This is a genomic window from Neisseria iguanae (genome assembly GCF_003013245.1).
In the GTDB taxonomy this organism is placed as follows: domain Bacteria; phylum Pseudomonadota; class Gammaproteobacteria; order Burkholderiales; family Neisseriaceae; genus Neisseria; species Neisseria iguanae.
Map to the genome: position 1 here is coordinate 17718 of NZ_PXYY01000003.1, position 20823 is coordinate 38540.

Annotated in this window: 15 protein-coding genes and 4 tRNA genes; 7 read left to right on the top strand and 12 right to left on the bottom strand. The window is 51.2% G+C overall.

Annotated elements, in window-relative coordinates; all coding sequences use genetic code 11:
* Positions 1–162: 162 nt before the first annotated feature.
* The 7 genes from C7N83_RS00835 to C7N83_RS00865 all read right to left on the bottom strand — a co-directional run bounded on the left by C7N83_RS00835 (position 163) and on the right by C7N83_RS00865 (position 3814).
* Positions 163–1035 carry a cell division protein gene (locus tag C7N83_RS00835; protein ID WP_106739922.1) on the bottom strand — a complete coding sequence of 291 codons (873 nt, stop codon included), beginning with the start codon at positions 1033–1035 and terminating at the stop codon, positions 163–165.
* The gene (locus C7N83_RS00840; RefSeq protein WP_106739924.1) at positions 1032–2783 is read right to left on the bottom strand and encodes a bifunctional biotin--[acetyl-CoA-carboxylase] ligase/type III pantothenate kinase; all 1752 of its coding nucleotides are present in this window, start codon (positions 2781–2783) and stop codon (positions 1032–1034) included. The genes C7N83_RS00835 and C7N83_RS00840 overlap by 4 nt, the downstream gene beginning before the upstream one ends.
* Positions 2780–3286, bottom strand: a complete 507-nt coding sequence (locus C7N83_RS00845; protein ID WP_106739968.1) for an adenylyltransferase/cytidyltransferase family protein — start codon at positions 3284–3286, stop codon at positions 2780–2782. Before C7N83_RS00845 ends, C7N83_RS00840 begins: the two co-directional genes overlap by 4 nt.
* A 175-nt stretch (positions 3287–3461) precedes the next feature.
* A tRNA-Pro gene (locus C7N83_RS00850) sits at positions 3462–3539 on the bottom strand.
* Between the two features lie 7 nt (positions 3540–3546).
* A tRNA-His gene (locus C7N83_RS00855) sits at positions 3547–3622 on the bottom strand.
* 10 nt (positions 3623–3632) lie between these two features.
* A tRNA-Arg gene (locus C7N83_RS00860) sits at positions 3633–3709 on the bottom strand.
* A gap of 27 nt (positions 3710–3736) precedes the next feature.
* Positions 3737–3814, bottom strand: a tRNA-Pro gene (locus tag C7N83_RS00865).
* 273 nt (positions 3815–4087) lie between these two features.
* Between C7N83_RS00865 and folD the strand changes: the two genes are divergently transcribed.
* A complete protein-coding gene (gene folD / locus C7N83_RS00870; protein WP_106739925.1) occupies positions 4088–4939 on the top strand; it encodes a bifunctional methylenetetrahydrofolate dehydrogenase/methenyltetrahydrofolate cyclohydrolase FolD in 852 nt (283 codons plus the stop codon).
* Between the two features lie 228 nt (positions 4940–5167).
* Here the strand turns inward: folD and pilC are convergent, their stop codons facing one another.
* The gene (pilC, locus tag C7N83_RS00875; protein ID WP_106739927.1) at positions 5168–8332 is read right to left on the bottom strand and encodes a PilC family type IV pilus tip adhesin; all 3165 of its coding nucleotides are present in this window, start codon (positions 8330–8332) and stop codon (positions 5168–5170) included.
* 373 nt (positions 8333–8705) lie between these two features.
* Here pilC and carA point away from each other — a divergent pair, with 373 nt between their 5' ends.
* The 6 genes from carA to carB all read left to right on the top strand — a co-directional run bounded on the left by carA (position 8706) and on the right by carB (position 15263).
* Positions 8706–9836, top strand: a complete 1131-nt coding sequence (gene carA, locus C7N83_RS00880) for a glutamine-hydrolyzing carbamoyl-phosphate synthase small subunit (protein WP_106739929.1) — start codon at positions 8706–8708, stop codon at positions 9834–9836.
* 218 nt (positions 9837–10054) lie between these two features.
* Entirely contained in the window at positions 10055–11068 is a 1014-nt protein-coding gene (locus C7N83_RS00885; protein WP_106739931.1) for a PTS sugar transporter subunit IIC, read from the top strand.
* Entirely contained in the window at positions 11069–11197 is a 129-nt protein-coding gene (locus C7N83_RS16490) for a hypothetical protein (protein ID WP_281256715.1), read from the top strand.
* Positions 11198–11242: 45 nt separating this feature from the next.
* On the top strand, positions 11243–11608 hold the full coding sequence (locus C7N83_RS00890; protein ID WP_245911077.1) for an REP-associated tyrosine transposase: 366 nt from the start codon (positions 11243–11245) through the stop codon (positions 11606–11608).
* On the top strand, positions 11557–11772 hold the full coding sequence (locus tag C7N83_RS16865; RefSeq protein WP_425437481.1) for a transposase: 216 nt from the start codon (positions 11557–11559) through the stop codon (positions 11770–11772). Before C7N83_RS00890 ends, C7N83_RS16865 begins: the two co-directional genes overlap by 52 nt.
* A 281-nt stretch (positions 11773–12053) precedes the next feature.
* Entirely contained in the window at positions 12054–15263 is a 3210-nt protein-coding gene (gene carB, locus C7N83_RS00895; RefSeq protein WP_106739933.1) for a carbamoyl-phosphate synthase large subunit, read from the top strand.
* A gap of 55 nt (positions 15264–15318) precedes the next feature.
* Here carB and C7N83_RS00900 read toward each other — a convergent pair whose 3' ends face one another.
* The 4 genes from C7N83_RS00900 to rimP form a co-directional block, all read right to left on the bottom strand.
* Positions 15319–15564 carry a hypothetical protein gene (locus C7N83_RS00900; protein ID WP_106739934.1) on the bottom strand — a complete coding sequence of 82 codons (246 nt, stop codon included), beginning with the start codon at positions 15562–15564 and terminating at the stop codon, positions 15319–15321.
* 321 nt (positions 15565–15885) lie between these two features.
* Positions 15886–18684, bottom strand: a complete 2799-nt coding sequence (infB, locus tag C7N83_RS00905) for a translation initiation factor IF-2 (protein ID WP_106739936.1) — start codon at positions 18682–18684, stop codon at positions 15886–15888.
* Between the two features lie 12 nt (positions 18685–18696).
* Positions 18697–20202, bottom strand: a complete 1506-nt coding sequence (nusA, locus tag C7N83_RS00910; RefSeq protein WP_106739938.1) for a transcription termination factor NusA — start codon at positions 20200–20202, stop codon at positions 18697–18699.
* Positions 20203–20229: 27 nt separating this feature from the next.
* Complete coding sequence (gene rimP / locus C7N83_RS00915) at positions 20230–20661, bottom strand: ribosome maturation factor RimP (RefSeq protein ID WP_106739941.1); 432 nt, start codon at positions 20659–20661, stop codon at positions 20230–20232.
* Positions 20662–20823: the final 162 nt, after the last annotated feature.

A 20823-nucleotide genomic window follows, 5' to 3' on the forward strand; every position in this document is an offset into this window, starting at 1 on the left:
ACGAACGCATAGGCCAAGTCGGATACCCCATATCCGACATTTGCCCGCAAGGGCAGATCTACCTTGAATTGAAACGGTTTCCCTGCTTTTTAAGCAAGTATCGGATTCAAGAATCCGACCTACCCCATGCCGTTATGATTCATTTAATCAGTCATACTTTTATCAACGGCAGGATCGGACATTCAAATGACCGTAACGCCCCACCACGTTGCGGATATCCTGCGCTTCATGTTCACCAACCGCCATAAAGGTGACGGTCATGCGCGATACGCTCAAGGTACCGTCGGGCGTGCTGCCTTTTTCTTCCTGTTCCAAAATGCGCGCACCGCCGAAACCGGCACCGGACAGACGTGAAATTAGGATTTGGGCGGCAGAACGGCTGCGTGTCACGCCCATACTGATTTCACCGTTGTATACCACGCCGGTAAAACCTTTGTTATTTAAGGCTTCCAGCTGCGCCATGGCATCACCGCCAGACGGCAGCAACACGCGGAATGTTTTGTTCACTGCATTTTCACCTTTTTGCGCCGAGCGTTTTTCTACGCTGCGACTGGCAGCATGCGGCCAACGGGTCAGCAAACCTTTGATGCGGTGGTAATCGTCTTCATCCATGGAAACCGTGGCGGCGGATACACATTGACGCGTCCGGGCATCGGCCTGTTCAACATGGACTTGGCGCGCTTCCACACCATTTTGCTGCGCTTCTTTTTCACGCCTGGCTTTTTCCTCACGCGCCTTTTTCTCTTTCGCCAGTTTTTCCTCACGCTCTTTCTGCTTGCGTGCGGCGATGGCCTCTTCCGATTCCGGCTCCGGAATATCGGCATTGTTTTCCGGTACCACAATCCAATCCGGCCCGGCATTTTCAGACGGCATGGCAGGCTTCGGCTCCAAAGAAGCCGGCCGAGCCAATTCGTGCGTTCCGCCTTCAAGCAGCGCATTGGCTGCTTCAGGCTGCTTTTCTGTCATGCGGTGCGCTACCATTCCCCCGAATACGATGATATTAAGCGCAACCAACACAGCGAATAACCATTTCATTTTTGTTCTATCCAGTTGAGTAAGCCGTAAATGACGAGATTATCGACAATTTTGACTGTGTTGTCCAAAACAAATGCTTCCGGCAAGGCCTGCACCACTTTAGCCGCACCACCGCCGGTGATGATGATGTCAACTGCTTTTTCCACACCGATTTTTTGTTTCAGACGTCCATGCATCATCACCAGCGCACCGCACACCGCGTCCATCATGCCGCTGGCTAAAGCGTTAGACGTAGTCGTCGGAAAAGGATATACCTTGCCGACGGGGCGGTTGAGATTGGCGGTTTTCAAGGCCATGGCTTCTTTCATCAGATGGAAGCCGGGCATGATGGTGCCGCCGAGATAATGATTATCGTCAGTCAGCGCATCAATGGTAACTGCCGTACCGCAACTTACTACCACGCAGGCATTTTGGCTGAAACGACGGCTGCCCAAGGCATTGAACCAACGGTCGGAACCGTGTTCGGCCGGATAGCGGTAATGATTGCGTACACCCAAACCTTGCGCCATTGACGGCAGCCATTTGACCGGCTGCTGCAATTGTTCGGCCACCAAGGCTTTTTTGGCTTCTCCGCACACGGCGCAACCGACGATTTTCAGCAGGCCGTCCGAACGTTCGCGCCACGCTTCGCCTAAGCGGCTCAAATCGCGGTAAGGCGCACGGCTGACTTCGCCGAATGCACCGTTTTCCACCCACGCCCATTTCAATTGGCTGTTACCGCCATCAAGCAACAAATAACGTTCGTTGCGCACGATGGTTTGCGGCGCGGGATGGTCGTTCGGGCGCAAACTGATTTCGCCGCTGACAATGGTTTTCCCGCCCGCCGCTGTTGCCAAACGTAACGCACCTTGTTCGTTCACGCCCGATACCGTACCTTCATGAATTACCACACCGTCTTGCAGCAATATCACCGCGCGGTTGTGATCGCGGTTGGCCGTCTGATATTCACCCGACATCACACCAAAACCGCTGTGCGTAAAGGCTTCAAACGCGCCGTTTAATTCAGCCAACAAAATACTCATTAATTGGTTGGCCGTGGCACCGCGTTGTGAGGTTGTCTGAAACAAAGCCTGCACCGAAGCGGCGTTTTCCACTTCTTTAGGTAGCACAAAATTCACACCGATACCGACCACTGCCACAGTTTTACCGCCATTACGCACGGTTTCTATGAGAATGCCGCCGAGTTTGTCGCGCCCGACCACCAAATCGTTCGGCCACTTAATCTGCGTGTTCAAACCCAGTTTTGCCAAGGCACGGTTGCAGGCCAGTGCCGCCACCAAAGCCAGCGCGCTTAATTCGTGCTGCGGTTTATCAAATGCCCAACCGAAGCTGAACATCAAACATTCACCCAAACGGTGCTGCCAACTGCGTCCCTGCCGCCCGCGCCCTTTGCTTTGAACATGCGCCACACACAAGGCTTTGTGCGCTTTTTGAGCCGATTCGCGCGCCAACGCCAAAATCTCATCGTTGCTGGAAACACATTCGTGTTTTAAGGCCGTCTGAAAACCGTGTTCCTTCGCCAAACACTGCAAGGCTTCGGCCTCAAATACCGCCAAACGCCGCACCAAACGCCATTGACCGTCGTGCTGGCGCAACAAGCCACGGATATGCGGCGGCATTTGGTGCCAAAACCCGTTGAGTTGCTGCGGCTTCACACCGGCCAAACGGCTCAGTTGCGAAACATGCTGCGGCAGGCCGTCTGAAAGTGCCGCCAAAACCTGCCAATGCGGGGGCTTCATGCCGCTCATTTTTCCGCCGCCACTGTTGCGCGGATTTTTGCCAGCGTTTGCGTGGTCGAAGTTTGGTACAGAAATGGAATCGAATACACCCGGCCGCCGCGCATCAACGTTTCTTGCGAACCGACAATCTTATCTGCCGGCCAATCGCCGCCTTTAACCAAAACATCCGGCCGCACCAATTCAATTAAAGCCGCCGGCGTGTCCTCATCGAACCACGTTACCAAATCCACGCTCACCAAAGCCGCCGCTACCGCAGCGCGGTTTTCCAAAGGATTAATCGGACGGTCATCACCCTTCCCTTGGCTGCGGACCGAATCATCGGTATTCAAAGCCAGAATCATCGCTGCCCCAGTCGCCCGCGCCTGCGCCAAATAAGTTACATGACCGCGATGCAAAATATCGAAACAACCGTTGGTAAATACCAGCGGGCGCGGCAAAGCGGCCAAGCGTTCGGCAAGCCGGCCAGGCGGGCAGATTTTTTGTTCAAAATCAGGCAAAGGCCACTCGGACATAATACATTCCATCATTCATTAAACTTATATATTAACGGCTATAATACCGAAGCGCAGTCAAAAGGCAAAGCAAAAGGCCGTCTGAACAGATTTCAGACGGCCTTAGCGTGTAAATGTGTGAATTTAATGTGACAAAATAAAAAAACCTGCTTTTGAAGAAGCAGGCTTTTTATTTTGGTCGGGGCGGTGGGATTCGAACTCACGACCCTCTGCTCCCAAAGCAGATGCGCTAACCAGGCTGCGCTACGCCCCGATATAGGTGGGGTGGCTAATGGGGCTCGAACCCACGACAACCGGAATCACAATCCGGGGCTCTACCAACTGAGCTATAGCCACCGTAAACCTTTGGCACGCCCGACAGGAATCGAACCTGTAACCCCCGACTTAGAAGGTCGGTGCTCTATCCGGTTGAGCTACGGGCGCTCATGCCGTTACGTGCTAAAACTGGTGTGGTCGGGGCGGTGGGATTCGAACTCACGACCCTCTGCTCCCAAAGCAGATGCGCTAACCAGGCTGCGCTACGCCCCGACTTGAAGAGTAAAACTATACTTATTTTCGAAAAAAACGTCAACCTTTATATTTAACATTTTGTTAAAATATGATTTATCTGATTATTTTTATTTAGAATTTAATTCATATTCAGCTATTTATCCTTATTACCCCATCAGGCTGCCTGAAAATAAATCTGCGTAAAGCAACAGACAAATAACAGACAAATACTGCAAAAAGCAGCTTAAAAATGAGATAATTACCTGATTTTTCCCATTTCCGCATCCTTCCCCTTGCAACAAGAGAATAAACATGACTGCTCAATTAATCAACGGTAAAAAAATTTCACAACAACGCTTGGCGGCAGTCGCCCAAGCAGTCGAAAAACGTACGGCAGCCGGCTTGCATACACCTTGTCTGGCGGTGGTTTTGGTTGGCGGAGACCCGGCCAGCGCCGTTTATGTCCGAAACAAAAAAACCGCCTGTCAAAAATCAGGCATTGCTTCTTTATCTTACGAACTGCCTGCCGAAACCACACAAGACGAATTGCTGGAGCTGGTGGACGAATTAAACGCCAATCCCGAAGTGGACGGTATTTTGGTGCAACTGCCTTTGCCGAAACACATCGACAGCCAAGCCGTTTTGGAACGCATTTTACCGCACAAAGACGTGGACGGCTTTCACCCTTACAACGTCGGCCGCTTGGTTGTGAAAATGCCGCTCATGCGGCCTTGCACACCCAAAGGCGTGATGACCCTCCTCGAAGCCTACGGCATTGACCCCAAGGGCAAAAAAGCCGTCATCGTCGGCGCATCAAATATTGTCGGCCGCCCTCAGGCATTGGAATTACTGCTTTCCCGCGCCACCGTAACAATCTGCCACAGCGCCACTGAAAACTTAGCGGAAGAAGTCGCCCAAGCCGATATCTTGGTAGTCGGTGTCGGGATTCCGAATTTTGTCAAAGGCGAATGGGTGAAACCGGGTGCCGTGGTCATCGACGTCGGCATCAACCGTTTGGAAGACGGCAGCTTGTGCGGCGATGTGGAATTTGATGCCGCCAAAGAACGTGCTGCCATGATTACCCCCGTGCCCGGTGGCGTAGGCCCGATGACGATTGCCACCCTTCTGGAAAACACCTTACATGCCGCACGATTACATGATTAAAAGTTGAGACCTTTGCAAAATCCCCATCTTTGGCACATTTCTTCATTATGCCTTGCTCAAAAGCTTGCTTATCTTTATGATATGTCTTCGCTTTCTGTGCTGCACTAACTCAAACTACACTCAAATCCAAGGTTTTACAAAGGCTTCTTTCAATAAACTTTTCATCATAACAAAAGGCCGTCTGAAAGGTTCAAACCTTTCAGACGGCCTTTAATCTTACGGCTTCAATTAGAAGAAGATTTCACGCCAAGACAAACGACGGATACCGCAGATTCGGCCTTCAATATCAATATCCGCCAACTGGCTATCCGTCGAATTAGACAGCAACAGTTTACGAACAGCTTTACGGCTGAAACATTTGTTGTTTGGAATTTCGCTATTGGCTGGTTTTAACGGTTGGTCCGTACCGGTTCCACCGCTGTCGCCGTCACGCGTAACCGGCGAATCATTCAGCTTAGTATGATCAACATAGGTAAAGCTGGTGATGCCTTGAATGCTGATACCATTGACGTATAATCCGGCATCGTTAATAGGCAATTTCAAACGCGCACTACGCTGATTGAGCGCACCACCGTTTTCAGCACTTACACCAAAAATCTTGCTGGCGCTGCTGGTTTTGGTTTCGGTTTTGTCCGGAATACAAACGTCACCATTCGATTTCGTCTTATTCGTAACCTTATTATAGCTGCGCGTAGACAATATGGCCGTCTGAAGAATCATGGTCGGCTTCACTACCACGCGCTCGCCATTGTTTTCTAAATTGAAAAACCAGCCTTTTTGTTCTTTACCAACAGGATTATTGGTTAGAAACACCTGGCCTTTAGCGCTAACGCTCATGGTTTGTTGCCGTAAATCAGCCTGCTTAGCAACTTTTTCACTCACCGGATTAGCATCGGGCGTATCCGGCAACTTGTCGAAAATACCATATACTGCCTGCTGATTTTTATTTTCCAAATCGCTTTCGTAAATATCGCTACCGGTGCCGAAAATCACCACATAGCTGCCATTACTACGGCGAGAAACCGCAGGTGCGGAAGTAACCGGCTGGCTGGATTGGCCTTCAAAGATACGGGTCGCCTTCCAAGCAGACGGTGTTTCGCCACGCAAATCGAAACGGTACATATTGCCGCCATAGTCGCCTGCATAAGCCACATCGACAATGCCGTCAAAATCGGTATCAACCAAGGTAGGCGATGATAAACCGCCAACACCGTTTGACACTTCGATTTTCTTAATCAATGTCCCTTTACTATCGCCTTTTACTTCACCGCTACCGGCTTCCTGACCGAGCATTTCATAAACATAAAGTGCGGTTTCACTTAAATCTTTGCCGTCTTTATCAGTCATATTACGATAACCGCTGGATAAGAAACCGGCATAGCGTACATTCTCGGTTATGCTGACTCTATCGCCGTTGCGTTTCACAGAAATACGACCGATTTGCGGCGTACCGATGGTATAGCCAAGCTTGTTATTCTTGCCTTTTTCGGTTTCAAACAACGGAACATCCGACAGCCATTTCGATTCACCGGCATTCAAGGCCAGAGGAGAACCATTATGACGGTTTACGCCGCCAATGTTTAATGCATACGCACCACGGCCGCCTTGCCCCATGGCGCCAAACATGAACATTTGCTGGCCTTTTGATTTCGCGCCATTTGGCGTACGGCGCAAAGTCATGCCGCCGTTAACCAGATAACGGTGTGGCACGACCGAACCATATTGCTCATGTGCCACATCTTTTAAGAATTTGCCCATAGTGGAAGCATTACCGGCATCATCTTCACGCTCCATTGCCGCAGGGATATAGCTGAGCTTCAAATCGTAGGGATGCGCACCACTTGCGCGCTGAAACATATGCACCATACCGTCATTTGCAGCCGTCACCATAAATTCCTGACGGCCTTTGACATTATTGCCAATCGTATTCAATGAGCTGCCAAGAATATCGCCCAAATCACGTTTGCCGTCTTCACGGATGCGGTAAGCCTGGCTGTATCGACGGTTTTTAGCTGTTTGATTCAATAGCGTATCTGTGCTTTGGCGCGCCGTCCAAGGCAGCAAAACATTTTTCCATTCCAATTGATCAGCAGGTGTTCCGCCACTGATGCCAAAGTCTGCATTGGACATTTGACGATCAGCCAGGTTCTGCACCCATGCCACTGTTTTACCATTATTAATCATGGTTTTTCGATTGGTGAATGAAGGCTCCGTCACCACATTATTATTGACCGTACCGTCCGGATTCAGTTTGAAGAATTTGAGACGGCTGCTCCACGAACCACTATCTAACTCAACCGCAGCCGCCATATCAGGCACGCCGTTGCTGCTGGTTGCAGCCGGCGCAACCGTGCCGTGAGAAATGATAGGGACGCTGGTGCTGGAGGCGTTGATATTGTTGAAGATGCTTTTGAAGGCGGCCACCAGGCTGTCGGCATCATCCGCGGCAAAGTAGCCGCCTTTTGGAGAGGCGCCGCGTTCCAAGTATTTTTTACCTTCCGCGCTAATGCCGCTGCCAAAGCCGACTGTGAAGGTTTCGGCTGTTTGATCTTTATAGATGCTGACTCCTTTAGCATCTTTCGGGTCGGCAGGATCGCCATCCCAGCTTTTACCTGTTTTATCAGTTCCTCCCGTTTTAAAGTCTTTTGTGGCCAAAGTTTGGCTGAACCAGCCCAAGCCATCCTCGCGGTCAAAAACACTATCGGTAATACCATTAATACCATCAACCTTCCTTCCTCCGCGACGCACCCCAAAATATCCATCCCGGAAAGTATCGCTGCCATCTGCTGGGAAAATCCTATGCGTCCCTCTAGGATAGAACCAGCTGTTGTTCGCATCACCATCCGACATTAAGACGATATAGTTTTTTTGGCAGCGATAAGATGGTTGGTTACGGACAATACTCGACAGTTCATAATAACGCCGGGTGGTCGGCGTATTTCCTGCAGGACGCATGCCATTAATTCTCTTTAAAATATCAGCATGGTCACTGGTGTAGGCTGATGCATTGCCCCCGCCGGCATTATTTAGCGTTTGAAAGCCCCAATTAATCAAATCTTTATATTGCCCAACTACTTCCTTAAGCGCCTCTTTGGTAATTTCCATGCGGGATTTTTGACCAATAAGATAAGGAACCCTACTTTCTCCCGGCACCCACTTCATACTGCCCGAATCATCGATAAACAGCATCACATTCGGCTTGACCTTAACCTCACCTGTTACCGATTGATTTTGCAAATAAAACGGCACAGAGGCAAATTTTTGCGCCGCCGCACTTGCATGAACGGAAGCCACCAGCGACAATGCCGAAACCACGCTCAAGATAATCGGGCGGACGTTGTTTTTCCGCGCGGCGCGGTTCCCGGCAATATGTTTTTCAGATTTCGATTTCATAGAAATACAAACCGTTTGTTATTGTTGACGAAATCTGATTTTATCATTTCTATTGCATAACAGGTAGCATTTATACCAATTTAGCCGCACACACGGCAAATTGATGACAAAAATGAAACAGCCATTTATCCTTTTTCCGCCACTCGCCCGTTTTCCGACTTGAACCAAACGGCGTTTTCGCTTAAAATGCAGTGCTTCTACGGCATAGACCGAAATGCCTGAAAAAGCACGTAACACAATATTTCCGATATTGGGGTGACGTGCTTTTTTTCGACCATATTCTTGAAGGCTGTCTGAAAACGCCCTTTCTTTTTCCTCGTTTGCTCAGACAGCCTCTATCAAACATTTCAATTCAGCAAGACAGGAATTCATTATGACAACCCCAGCACTTCTGGTTCTCGCCGACGGCAGCATGTTTCACGGCACATCGGCCGGTTATCACGGCACGGCTTCCGGCGAAGTGGTCTTCAACACTTCGATGACCGGCCATCAGGAAATCCTGACCGACCCGTCATACTGCAAACAAATCGTCACGCTGACTTATCCGCACATAGGCAACACCGGCACCAACCCTGAAGACGCGGAAAGCCGCAATGTGTATGCTGCCGGTTTGATTATTCGCGATTTGCCGCCGCTGCACAGCAATTTCCGAGCAGCCGAAAGCCTGCAGGAATATCTGGTGCGCAATCAAACTGTGGCCATTGCCGACATCGACACCCGCCGCCTGACCCGAATTTTGCGCGACAAAGGTGCGCAGGCCGGTGCGATTTTGACCGGTGCGGACGCGACCGTAGAAAAAGCGCAAGAATTGATTGCGGCCTTCGGCAGCATGGTCGGCAAGGATTTGGCCCGGGAAGTAACCTGCGCGGAAATTTATGAATGGACGGAAGGCGAATGGAAACCGGGTCAAGGTTTCTCCACGCCTGAGAAACAGCCTTACCATGTCGTCGCATACGATTTCGGCGTGAAAACCAATATCCTGCGCATGCTGGCCGAACGCGGCTGCCGCCTGACTGTGGTTCCTGCGCAAACGCCTGCGGCAGATGTGTTGGCGATGAATCCGGACGGCGTATTCTTATCCAACGGCCCCGGCGACCCCGAGCCTTGCGCTTACGCCATCAACGCGATTCAGGAAATTTTGGCAACTAAGAAACCGATATTCGGCATTTGCTTGGGTCACCAATTATTGGGCTTGGCGGTGGGCGGCAAAACCCGCAAAATGCCGTTCGGTCATCATGGTGCCAACCACCCTGTACAAAACTTGCAAAGCGGCCGCGTGATGATTACCAGCCAAAACCACGGCTTTGAAGTGGATGCGGATACTTTGCCTGAAAATGTGAACGTAACCCACCGCTCATTATTTGACGGCTCGCTGCAAGGCATTGAGTTGACCGACCAAGCGGCGTTCAGCTTCCAAGGTCACCCGGAAGCTGGCCCAGGGCCGCACGATGTGGCTTATCTGTTTGATAAGTTTATCGGCAGCCTGAAAACCGCTAAAGCATAATGGGATTTTCAGACAATCTGCAACGGGATAAAAAGGCCGTATGAAAATAATAATCCAAAATAAAACAAAATATTAACTACTGATAACTGTTTTCTATCCATTACGGATTCGGCTTCGATCAGATAACAATTAGGCTTAACCACCTGCCTCACGCGTGTACCCTAAGGCCGTCCGAAACACCCCAATCCTTTCAGACGGCATATTCATCAAGAGGAAAAATGAACATCAAAACCCTGCTCGCACAAAAAGACATCGAATTCAGCCTGCGCCGCTACGGCATTGACGCGCTGAACTTTATGGCGCTCGGTCTGTTCGGCTCGCTGATTATCGGCCTGATTTTAAAAACCATCGGCAGCTGGACAGACCTGCCTTGGCTGATCGGAATCGGCAGCCAAGCACAAGCCGGTATGGGTGCAGCTATTGGTGCCGGCGTGGCCTATGCCTTGAAAGCACCGCCGCTGGTTTTATTCGCCGGCATCATCACCGGCTCGGCCGGTGCGGCACTCGGCGGGCCAGTCGGCTGCTTTATCGCCGTGGCGATTGGCACTGAAACCGGTAAATTGGTCAGCAAAACCACACCGATCGACATCATCGCCACGCCAGCCGCCACACTAATCAGCGGTATGGCCGCCGCCCAATTTTTCGGCCCTGTCATCGCCGCCGCCATGAACGAAATCGGCGCGTTGATTATGTGGGCGGTCGAATTGCAGCCGTTTGCCATGAGCATTGTCGTCGCCGTGGTAATGGGCATGATGCTGACCCTGCCGGTTTCCAGCGCCGCCGTCGCCATCTCACTCTCACTCGGCGGCTTGGCGGCAGGCGCAGCCACCGTCGGCTGCTGCGCCCAAATGGTCGGCTTCGCCGTGATGAGCTACAAAGAAAACCGCATCGGCGGCCTGCTCAGTCAGGGTTTGGGGACCAGCATGCTGCAAATGCCCAATATCGTGAAAAACCCACGCATCTGGATACCGCCGACCCTGGCCGGTGCGCTGCTTGCACCCTTAGCGACAATCGGCTTTCAGATGGCCAATATTCCCAGCGGCGCCGGTATGGGTACCAGCGGCCTGGTCGGCCAAGTCGCCACCATCAACGCTATGGGCAACGCCCCAACTGTCTGGTTCGCCATCGGTTTGCTGCACTTCGTATTACCCGCCACATTGACCTTATTGATTGCGTGGCCGCTGCAGAAAATGGGGTGGATAAAAGACGGGGATTTGAAACTGAAGAATTGAATGCCGGCTGAAACAGGCAGGTTGTGGTACAAACCGAACGAAACCGTCGGATTGAATGTGAATGCCGGGTTTCCGACCCAACCTACCGCAAAGTTTCAGACGGCATTGAAAGATGGCAGCAACCCGTAGGTTGGGTTGCCAAATCCAACAAAACCCAAATAAAAAGAATATGCAATGAAATACCGCCGCGCCTTCACACCAGACAGCAGCTATTTCTTTACCCTGACCCTGCAGGACAGAACACAAGATTTGCTGGTCAGATATATTGACAGCTTGCGGCAGGCATTTACTGCGGTAAAACACCGACACCCTTTTGAAATTATTGCTGTTTGCGTATTGCCCGACCATTTGCATATTTTGATAGAACTGCCCGAAAACGACAGTAATTACCCCATGCGGTTAAGGATGATTAAGGCCTGGTTTGCGCAAGTAATCCCGAAAACCGAAACCACATATCTGTATCGCGCCAACGCAAAAACGAGCGCGGAATCTGGCAGCGGCAGTATTGGGAACATGAAATCCGCAACCAACAGGATTTAAACGCCCATATCAATTACATCCACATCAATCCGGTAAAACACGGTTATGTAGTGCGGGAAAAAGATTGGCCGTATTCGTCATTTCACCTTTATGTCGAAAAAGAAATATTGCCCGAAAATTGGACAGGAGGTGAAAGCGACGGCAAATTCGGCAAACCGAGGTAGGTTGGATTGCCAAACCCAACGAAACCGTCGGATTTAATGAAAACGACCTTCTTCCATTAATAACTTTAGTCGCGAATGGAACAACCGGCTTATCCGGCGGAGAGATTCCCGTTTCTCAAGATTTAAACAGTTTGCGTGAAAGAGTTTATAAATACGATTGGTACAACCTGTGTCCGCCAACAGAACAAGAATTAAATTAAAAGATACTAATGAACGCAAACAATTCAAATAATGTAACCAAAAATTTGTTTCGAAGAACTTATCCAAAAGAGTAAATAAACATGCCCAAACGTACCGACCTAAAATCCATCCTCATCATCGGCGCAGGCCCCATCATTATCGGCCAAGCTTGCGAATTTGACTATTCCGGCGCGCAGGCGTGTAAAGCGTTGCGTGAGGAAGGCTATAAAGTCATTCTGGTCAACTCCAACCCTGCCACCATCATGACCGACCCGGATATGGCCGATGCCACCTACATCGAGCCGATTATGTGGCAGACGGTGGAGAAAATCATTGCCAAAGAGCGCCCTGATGCGGTGTTGCCGACCATGGGTGGACAAACGGCGTTGAACTGTGCGCTGGATTTGGCGCGCAACGGTGTGTTGGCGAAATACAATGTCGAGCTGATCGGCGCGACCGAAGATGTCATCGACAAAGCTGAAGACCGCGGCCGCTTTAAAGAAGCGATGGCGAAAATCGGTCTGCATTGCCCGAAATCTTTTGTCTGCCACACCATGAACGAAGCGTTGGCAGCGCAAGAGCAGGTCGGTTTCCCGACGCTGATCCGTCCGTCGTTTACCATGGGTGGTTCGGGCGGCGGTATTGCCTACAACCGGGATGAGTTTTTGACGATTTGCGAACGCGGTTTCGATGCGTCGCCTACCCATGAATTGCTGATCGAGCAATCTGTACTCGGCTGGAAAGAGTACGAGATGGAAGTGGTTCGCGATAAAAACGACAACTGCATCATCATCTGCTCGATTGAAAACTTCGACCCGATGGGCGTGCATACCGGCGATTCGATTACCGTTGCACCGGCTCAAACACTGACCGACAAAGAATACCAAATCATGCGTAATGCTTCGTTGGCGGTATTGCGCGAAATCGGCGTGGATACCGGCGGCTCGAACGTGCAGTTTGCCATCAATCCGGCCAACGGCGAGATGATTGTGATTGAGATGAACCCGCGCGTGAGCCGTTCTTCCGCGCTGGCTTCCAAAGCCACCGGTTTCCCGATTGCCAAAGTGGCTGCCAAACTGGCAGTAGGCTTTACTTTAGACGAATTGCAAAACGACATTACCGGCGGCCGCACGCCTGCGTCGTTTGAGCCTTCAATCGACTATGTGATTACCAAAATCCCGCGCTTTGCCTTTGAAAAATTCCCGGCAGCCGACGACCGCTTAACCACGCAAATGAAATCGGTAGGCGAAGTGATGGCGATCGGCCGCACCATTCAGGAATCGTTCCAAAAAGCCTTGCGCGGTTTGGAAACCGGCTTGTGCGGCTTTAATCCGCGCTCGTCTGACAAATCAGTAATCCGCCGCGAGCTGGCCAACCCTGGCCCTGAGCGTATGCTGTTTGTGGCCGACGCTTTCCGTGCCGGTTTCAGCAAAGAGGAGATTTTCGACATCTGCGCCATTGATCCTTGGTTCTTGGCGCAAATCGAAGACTTGGTTGCCGAAGAGCAAAAAGTTTCAGACGGCACATTGCAAGACTTGGATTACACCGCCTTACGCCGTCTGAAACGCAAAGGCTTTTCCGACAAACGCTTGTCGCAACTGCTGAACGTAAGCGAAAAAGCAATACGCGGACACCGCTACGACCTGAATCTGCACCCGGTTTACAAGCGCGTCGATACCTGCGCGGCTGAATTTGCCACCGATACCGCCTATCTCTATTCGACTTACGAAGAGGAATGTGAAGCGCGCCCGAGCAACAAGAAAAAAGTGATGATTCTCGGCGGCGGCCCCAACCGTATCGGCCAAGGTATCGAGTTTGACTACTGCTGTGTACACGCCGCGCTGGCGCTGCGCGAATCCGGCTTTGAAACCATCATGGTCAACTGCAATCCGGAAACCGTGTCCACCGACTTCGACACCAGCGACCGCCTGTATTTCGAGCCGCTGACTTTGGAAGACGTGTTGGAAATCGTGAAAAAAGAAAACCCTTGGGGCGTAATTGTGCATTACGGCGGCCAAACACCGCTGAAACTGGCCAACGCCTTGGTGGAAAATGGCGTGAACATCATCGGCACATCAGCCGACAGCATTGACGCTGCCGAAGACCGCGAACGCTTCCAAAAAGTGTTGAACGATTTAGGCCTGCGCCAACCGCCAAACCGCACCGCCCGCAACGAAGAAGAAGCCTTGGTATTGGCCGAAGAAATCGGCTATCCCCTAGTAGTGCGTCCGTCGTACGTTTTAGGCGGCCGCGCCATGCAGGTGGTTCACAGCCAAGAGCAGCTGAAAACCTATATGCGCGAAGCGGTGCAAGCATCGGAAGACAGCCCGGTATTGCTTGATTTCTTCTTAAACAATGCGATCGAAGTCGATGTCGACTGCGTTTCAGACGGCAAAGATGTAGTGATCGGCGGTATCATGCAACACGTCGAACAAGCCGGTATCCACTCGGGCGACTCCGGTTGCTCATTGCCGCCATACTCGCTGAATGCGGAAATCCAAGACGAAATCCGCCGCCAAACCAAAGCGATGGCCTACGCGCTCAACGTGATCGGCCTGATGAACGTACAATTTGCCGTACAAGACGGCATGGTGTTTGTATTGGAAGTGAACCCACGCGCTTCACGTACCGTACCGTTTGTATCGAAAGCCACTTCCGTACCACTCGCTAAAGTCGGCGCGCGTGCGATGGCAGGCATTTCGCTGCAAGAACAAGGCATTAAAAAAGAAGTGATTCCTGATTTCTACGCCGTTAAAGAAGCCGTGTTCCCATTTATCAAATTCCCCGGTGTCGATACCATTCTCGGTCCCGAAATGCGCTCGACCGGCGAAGTGATGGGTGTGGGTGCGAACTTCGGTGAAGCCTACTACAAAGCCCAACTGGGCGCGGGCGAACGCCTGCCGGACAGCGGCAAAGTCTTCTTGGCCGTGCGCGACGAAGACAAGCCGCTGGTGGTGCAAACCGCGAAAAACTTCCTTGCCTTGGGCTACGAAATCATCGCCACCAGCGGCACCGCAGCCTACTTGAATGCGCAAGGCATCGAAGTAGGCGTAGTAAATAAAGTTTTGGAAGGCCGTCCGCACATCGTCGATGCCATCAAAAACGATGAAATTGCCTTGGTGATCAACACTGTGGCCGGCGACGCGCAATCAGTTGCCGACAGCCACAGCATTCGCCGCACCTCATTGACTCAACGCGTGCCGCAATACACCACCATCGCCGGCGGTGAAGCCATGAGCGAAGGCGCGAAAAGCCGCGACCACTTAGGTGTGTACAGTGTACAGGAGCTGCACGGCCGTCTGAAAAAATAAGCCGGGCAAAATCAAAAAACAAAAGCCTCTTACATTCGCATTTCAAGTGCAACACTCAAATGCCGGCTGCAGGAGCCACTAAAAACAAATCGGCCGGTATCTCATAATCCCGTGTTTTTCCCTGCCAGGGGGTCGGAGATGGCGCGCCGGCGGGTGTAAAGGCTGCCGCCGTTTTACGGTCTTCGGCGGGATGACGGTGCTGCGGTTTGATGCCTTTGTGTTTGGAGGCGGCGCAGACCTGTTCGGGGCAGTACTTCCGGGTAATCGGCCCTGCAACAGCCTGTTTGGCGGCAGCGGTCATTTCCCGTGCGGTTTTGTTTTTCTTTCCGGCGCCGCTGTGTTGCTGTGCCTGTCGGTAACGGTATGTTCTGCTTTGATTTTGCGGCTGGCGGCGGAGGATGGTTTGTGCGGTCTGTCTGGGGGGTTGCTTGCGGTCGTGTCCGGAAATGCAGTCGTTGCCTTGCGGTCAGTTGCGTGTCGGCCATGTTGCGATTTTTGTTGTCGGGAAAGGCAGTATGCTACCGCATACTGCCTTTTTCTGTTGGTGGAACGTTACACTTGTCAGGCAAATGTAAGAGTCTTTGATATTCGCTACTTCATCATTACAAATTACAACGAACGATTACAACGAACGCGCTACTTCGACAATGTCGAAGCATTCGAGCTGGTCCCCTTCCATGATTTCATTGTAACCTTTGAGCATCAAACCACACTCAAAACCCATACGCACTTCTTTGACGTCGTCTTTGTAGCGTTTCAACGAAGCCAACTCGCCGGTATGAATGACCACGTTGTTGCGGATCAGGCGGATGTGCGAATCGCGTTTTACCACACCGTCGGTCACCATACAACCTGCAATATTGCCGACTTTGGATACGCTGATGACTTGACGGATTTCCACGGTACCGGTGACCTGTTCTTTTTCTTCAGGCGCCAGCATACCGATCATTGCGGCTTTCACATCATCAATGGCATCATAGATGATGTTGTAGTAGCGGATTTCCACACTTTCGTTTTCAGCCAGTTTACGTGCGGACGCATCGGCACGTACGTTAAAGCCGATAATCACGGCACCGGAAGCGATGGCCAAGTTGACGTCACTCTCGGTAATCCCGCCGACACCACTGTGCAACACATTGACTTTTACTTCGTCGGTCGACAGTTTTCTCAGACTGCCTGACAAGGCTTCGTAAGAACCTTGAACATCGGCTTTGATAATGACAGACAACGATTGCGCCTGGCTTTCGCCCATATTGTTGAACATGTTTTCCAGCTTCGCTGCCTGTTGCTTCGCCAAGCGGACGTCGCGGTATTTGCCTTGACGGAACAAGGCGATTTCACGCGCTTTTTTCTCGTCGGCCAATACCATGGCATCTTCGCCGGCATTAGGCACGTCAGACAAACCCAAAATTTCCACCGGAATCGACGGACCTGCTTCGTTAATCGCTTTGCCGTTTTCATCGCTCATAGCACGGATTTTACCGAAGGCCGTACCGGCCAGCAGCATGTCGCCTTTGCGCAGTGTACCGCTTTGTACCAATAGGGTTGCAACCGCGCCGCGGCCTTTGTCCAAACGGGCTTCGACAATGATACCTTTGGCTGGTGCATCTACCGGTGCGGTCAGTTCCAACACCTCGGCTTCCAGCAAGACGGCTTCAAGCAACGCATCAATGTGCAGACCTTTTTTCGCAGAAACATCAACAAACTGAACATCACCGCCCCATTCGTCCGGCACGACTTCATGCGCAGTCAATTCTTGACGGATACGCTCGGGATTGGCTGCTTCTTTATCGATTTTGTTCACAGCAACCACTATCGGCACACCGGCTGCTTTCGCATGGGCAATGGCTTCGATGGTTTGCGGCATCACGCCGTCATCGGCTGCCACTACCAAAATCACGATATCGGTTGCTTTGGCACCACGCGCGCGCATGGCAGTAAATGCTTCGTGACCGGGAGTATCTAAGAAGGTAATCACACCGCGCGGGGTTTCCACATGATAGGCACCGATGTGCTGGGTAATACCACCAGCCTCGCCCTGCACCACTTTTGCACGACGGATATAGTCAAGCAACGAGGTTTTACCGTGGTCCACGTGACCCATCACAGTCACTACCGGAGGACGCGGCAGCAATTCTGCTACCGCCACTTCGGTATTTTCATCCAAGAATGCTTCCGGATCGTCGGCTGCGGCCGGCTTGCCGATGTGGCCGAGTTCTTCCACCACAATCAGCGCCGTATCTTGGTCAATGGATTGGTTGATGGTCACCATCATGCCCATTTTCATCAAGGCTTTCACCACTTCCACACCTTTGACTGCCATTTTGTGCGCCAAATCGGCCACGGTAATGGTTTCCGGAATCAATACTTCATGCACAACCGGTTCGGTCGGTGCTTGGAATGCATGTTGGTTCGGTTCCAATTTCAGTTGTTTTTTGCCTTTTTTTCCGCCTCGGACGCGTTCGTCTTGTCCGCCGCTTTGATTGCGGCCGCCTTTGGCATTTTTACCACCGCGCGGACGGGCATCCGCATCATCGCGAGTGCGGCGTTCGTCTTTTTTGGCTCGAGCCGGATTAACCGCTTTGTCTCCAGTATCGGCCTTTTCAGCCGGTTTGGACGGTTTGGCCGTACGCAATCCGGCAGATTTGTTTTCTTTGGCGGCTTTGGCTTCTTGAGCGGCCTGCTGCTTCACGGCCTCACGGCGCGCCTGACGCTCTTGTTTTTCACGCAACAAGGCTTCTTGGGCCGCACGCAATTTGGCTGCCCGCTCGGCTTCTTCATCACGCGCGGCCTGCTCGGCAGCACTCACCACAGGCTTAGGCGCTTCAGGCACCGGTGCTGCCTTTTTCGGTGCTTCCTTAACTTTACTCTGAGACTTGTCTTGTTTTGGTTTCGCCGCAGGTTTAGCCTTTTCGCCCACATTGCTTTCAGACGGCCTCACGGCTTGCCCAACGGCTTTTTTCTCTCCCGCTTTGGCTTGTTGCGCCGCTTTCAAGCGTGCTGCTTCGGCTTCGGCTTCGGCTTTTGGACGTTCGGCAACGGCCTTTTCGGCAGTTTCTTTTTCAGCTTGCACTTTTCTGGCTTCTTCAGCATCTGCTGCTTTTTGCGCCTCCATCTTGGCTTTGGCTTCAGCGGCAATTTCTTCAGCAGAAGGAATACTGACTGCACGGCTGCGGCGGCGTGTTTCTACTTTAACGCCGTCAACGGTGCTGACTTCTTTTTTGGTGCGGGTAATGCTGATTGTCGCATTGTCGCTACCGTTTTGCTTTTTCAGATATTGAGCCAATAGCTGCTTATCTTCCAAAGTCAAGGAGTCGCTGCCGTTGCTTTTGTTGACACCGGCACTGTGCAATTGTTTCAATAATACGTCGACGGGTTTATTCATTTCGGCGGCAAATTGTTCTACGGTTGTGTTACTCATCTATTACCCCCTTCAGTTACTTTCTTCGGTAAACCAATGTTCACGCGCAGCCATAATCACTTTTTTAGCTTCCTCTTCGGTGACACCGGTAATTTCAATCAATTCATCCACAGACAATTCGGCCAAATCGTCACGCGTGATGATACCGGCTTGCGCCAGATCACGCAGCATATCCGAATCCAAACCGTCCAAATTGCGCATGTCTTCCGACACATCAGCCAGTTTCTCTTCAGATACGATCGCCAAGGTCAGAATGGCGTCGCGTGCACGGTTACGCAGAACTTCGACGATTTCTTCGTCAAAGCCTTCGATTTCCAGCAACTCGGCTGCAGGCACGTAAGCCACCTCTTCTAGAGTTTGAAAGCCTTCTTGCACCAAAACATCTGCCGTTTCGGCATCGATGCTCATGTGGCTGATAAACAGTTCGCGGATAGCGGTATCTTCTGCTTCGTTACGCTCGTCTGCTTCTTTTACGGTCATAATGTTGAGCTGCCAGCCGGTCAAATCCGATGCCAAGCGCACATTCTGACCGCTGCGTCCGATGGCTAATGCCAATTGGTCTTCTGCCACAATCACATCGACAGCGTGTTTGTCTTCGTCAATCAAAATTCGGCTGACTTCGGCAGGTGACAAGGCGTTAATGACAAATTGTGCGGTTTCAGACGACCACAACACCACATCAATACGCTCGCCCGACAATTCGTTGCTTACGGCATTCACACGGGAACCGCGCACACCAATACAGGTTCCTTGCGGGTCAATACGTTGGTCATTGGCTTTAACCGCCACTTTCGCACGTTGCCCCGGATCGCGGGCAACTTCGCGGATTTCCAATAAACCGTCGGCAATTTCAGGTACCTCCTGCTCATACAGCTTTGCCAAGAACTCACCGGAAGTACGGCTTAGAACCACTTGTTTGCGGCCGGTATTGCCGATTTCTTCCACACGCACAAAAAGCGCGCGGATGCGGTCACCACTGCGAAAGTTTTCACGCGGAATCATTTGATCGCGCGGAATCAAGGCATCTAATTTACCAGCAATCAATTCAACGATGATGCCGTGGCCTTCAACCCGCTTCACCGTACCCATAACGATGTCTTCTTTTTGTTGCAAGAATTCATTCAGGATTTGCTCGCGCTCGGCATCGCGGATGCGTTGAAGAATAATCTGTTTGGCTGTTTGGGCGGCTTGGCGGCCGAAACCTTCGTTTTCCAACTGCTCTTCATAGTATTCGCCGATTTGGATATCGGTATCCGGAATTTCTTCTTGAATTTCTTCAATGGTTTTTTCCACGTCCGGATAAGTGTAATCTTCATCGGCCACAATCAACCAACGGCGGAAAGTGCGGTATTCGCCGGTACCCCGGTCGATTTCCACGCGTACATCCATATGTTCGCGGTTGGCTTTCTTTTTGGCGGCAGTTGACAATGCGAACTCCAAAGCCTGAAATACCACTTCCGCTTCTACGTTTTTCTCACTTGCCAAGGCTTCGGCAAGTTGTAACATCTCACGACTCATCTTCAGAATCTCCGTTATGTATTATGTTTAAAATTTAAATTCAGGACGCAGACGGGCTTTGTCGATATTACTGATTTCAATGTCAGCGGTTTTACCGTCGAAAGCAAGAGTCACCACATCATTTTCACATTTTTCGATACGGCCGATAAAGTTTTTCTGTCCGTCAATCGGCAAACGGGTTTTGATTTTGGCCTTTTCACCGGCAAAGCGGACGAAATCGGCAGCTTTTTTCAGCGGACGATCCAAACCCGGGCTGGAAATTTCCAAGCGTTTGTAATCCACGTCTTCCACCATAAACACTCGGCTCAAATGGTTGCTGACCGTGGCACAGTCTTCCACGGTAATACCGTCGGGTTTATCAATAAACACACGCAAATCGCCTTGCGCAGTCAGCTCGAAATCCACCAGCTCGCAGCCTAAGCCGGGCAGGGTTTTATCAAGAATATTCTGAATATCCATGCGACTCCAAAGTATAAAAACAAAAAAATGGCCGCCCGGCCATTTTTCTATCAATTCGAAAAATTGCCGTATTATAACGCATTTGAAGGCAAAATAAAAGCATTGATTTCACTTGCCTTTTTTCATTTCAGGCTCGCCGCCTTTACTCATCTGCTTTGATTG

What these genes read in the sequence shown, in the direction of transcription:
- C7N83_RS00845 (WP_106739968.1), bottom strand. Translation starts at nt 3,286, where the DNA reads ATGTCCGAGTGGCCTTTGCCTGATTTTGAACAAAAAATCTGCCCGCCT.
- nusA (WP_106739938.1), bottom strand. Translation starts at nt 20,202, where the DNA reads ATGAGTCGTGAGATGTTACAACTTGCCGAAGCCTTGGCAAGTGAGAAA.
- C7N83_RS00840 (WP_106739924.1), bottom strand. Translation starts at nt 2,783, where the DNA reads ATGAGCGGCATGAAGCCCCCGCATTGGCAGGTTTTGGCGGCACTTTCA.
- carA (WP_106739929.1), top strand. Translation starts at nt 8,706, where the DNA reads ATGACAACCCCAGCACTTCTGGTTCTCGCCGACGGCAGCATGTTTCAC.
- C7N83_RS00885 (WP_106739931.1), top strand. Translation starts at nt 10,055, where the DNA reads ATGAACATCAAAACCCTGCTCGCACAAAAAGACATCGAATTCAGCCTG.
- C7N83_RS00890 (WP_245911077.1), top strand. Translation starts at nt 11,243, where the DNA reads ATGAAATACCGCCGCGCCTTCACACCAGACAGCAGCTATTTCTTTACC.
- infB (WP_106739936.1), bottom strand. Translation starts at nt 18,684, where the DNA reads ATGAGTAACACAACCGTAGAACAATTTGCCGCCGAAATGAATAAACCC.
- folD (WP_106739925.1), top strand. Translation starts at nt 4,088, where the DNA reads ATGACTGCTCAATTAATCAACGGTAAAAAAATTTCACAACAACGCTTG.
- C7N83_RS00900 (WP_106739934.1), bottom strand. Translation starts at nt 15,564, where the DNA reads ATGACCGCTGCCGCCAAACAGGCTGTTGCAGGGCCGATTACCCGGAAG.
- C7N83_RS00835 (WP_106739922.1), bottom strand. Translation starts at nt 1,035, where the DNA reads ATGAAATGGTTATTCGCTGTGTTGGTTGCGCTTAATATCATCGTATTC.
- rimP (WP_106739941.1), bottom strand. Translation starts at nt 20,661, where the DNA reads ATGGATATTCAGAATATTCTTGATAAAACCCTGCCCGGCTTAGGCTGC.
- C7N83_RS16490 (WP_281256715.1), top strand. Translation starts at nt 11,069, where the DNA reads ATGCCGGCTGAAACAGGCAGGTTGTGGTACAAACCGAACGAAACCGTC.
- carB (WP_106739933.1), top strand. Translation starts at nt 12,054, where the DNA reads ATGCCCAAACGTACCGACCTAAAATCCATCCTCATCATCGGCGCAGGC.
- pilC (WP_106739927.1), bottom strand. Translation starts at nt 8,332, where the DNA reads ATGAAATCGAAATCTGAAAAACATATTGCCGGGAACCGCGCCGCGCGG.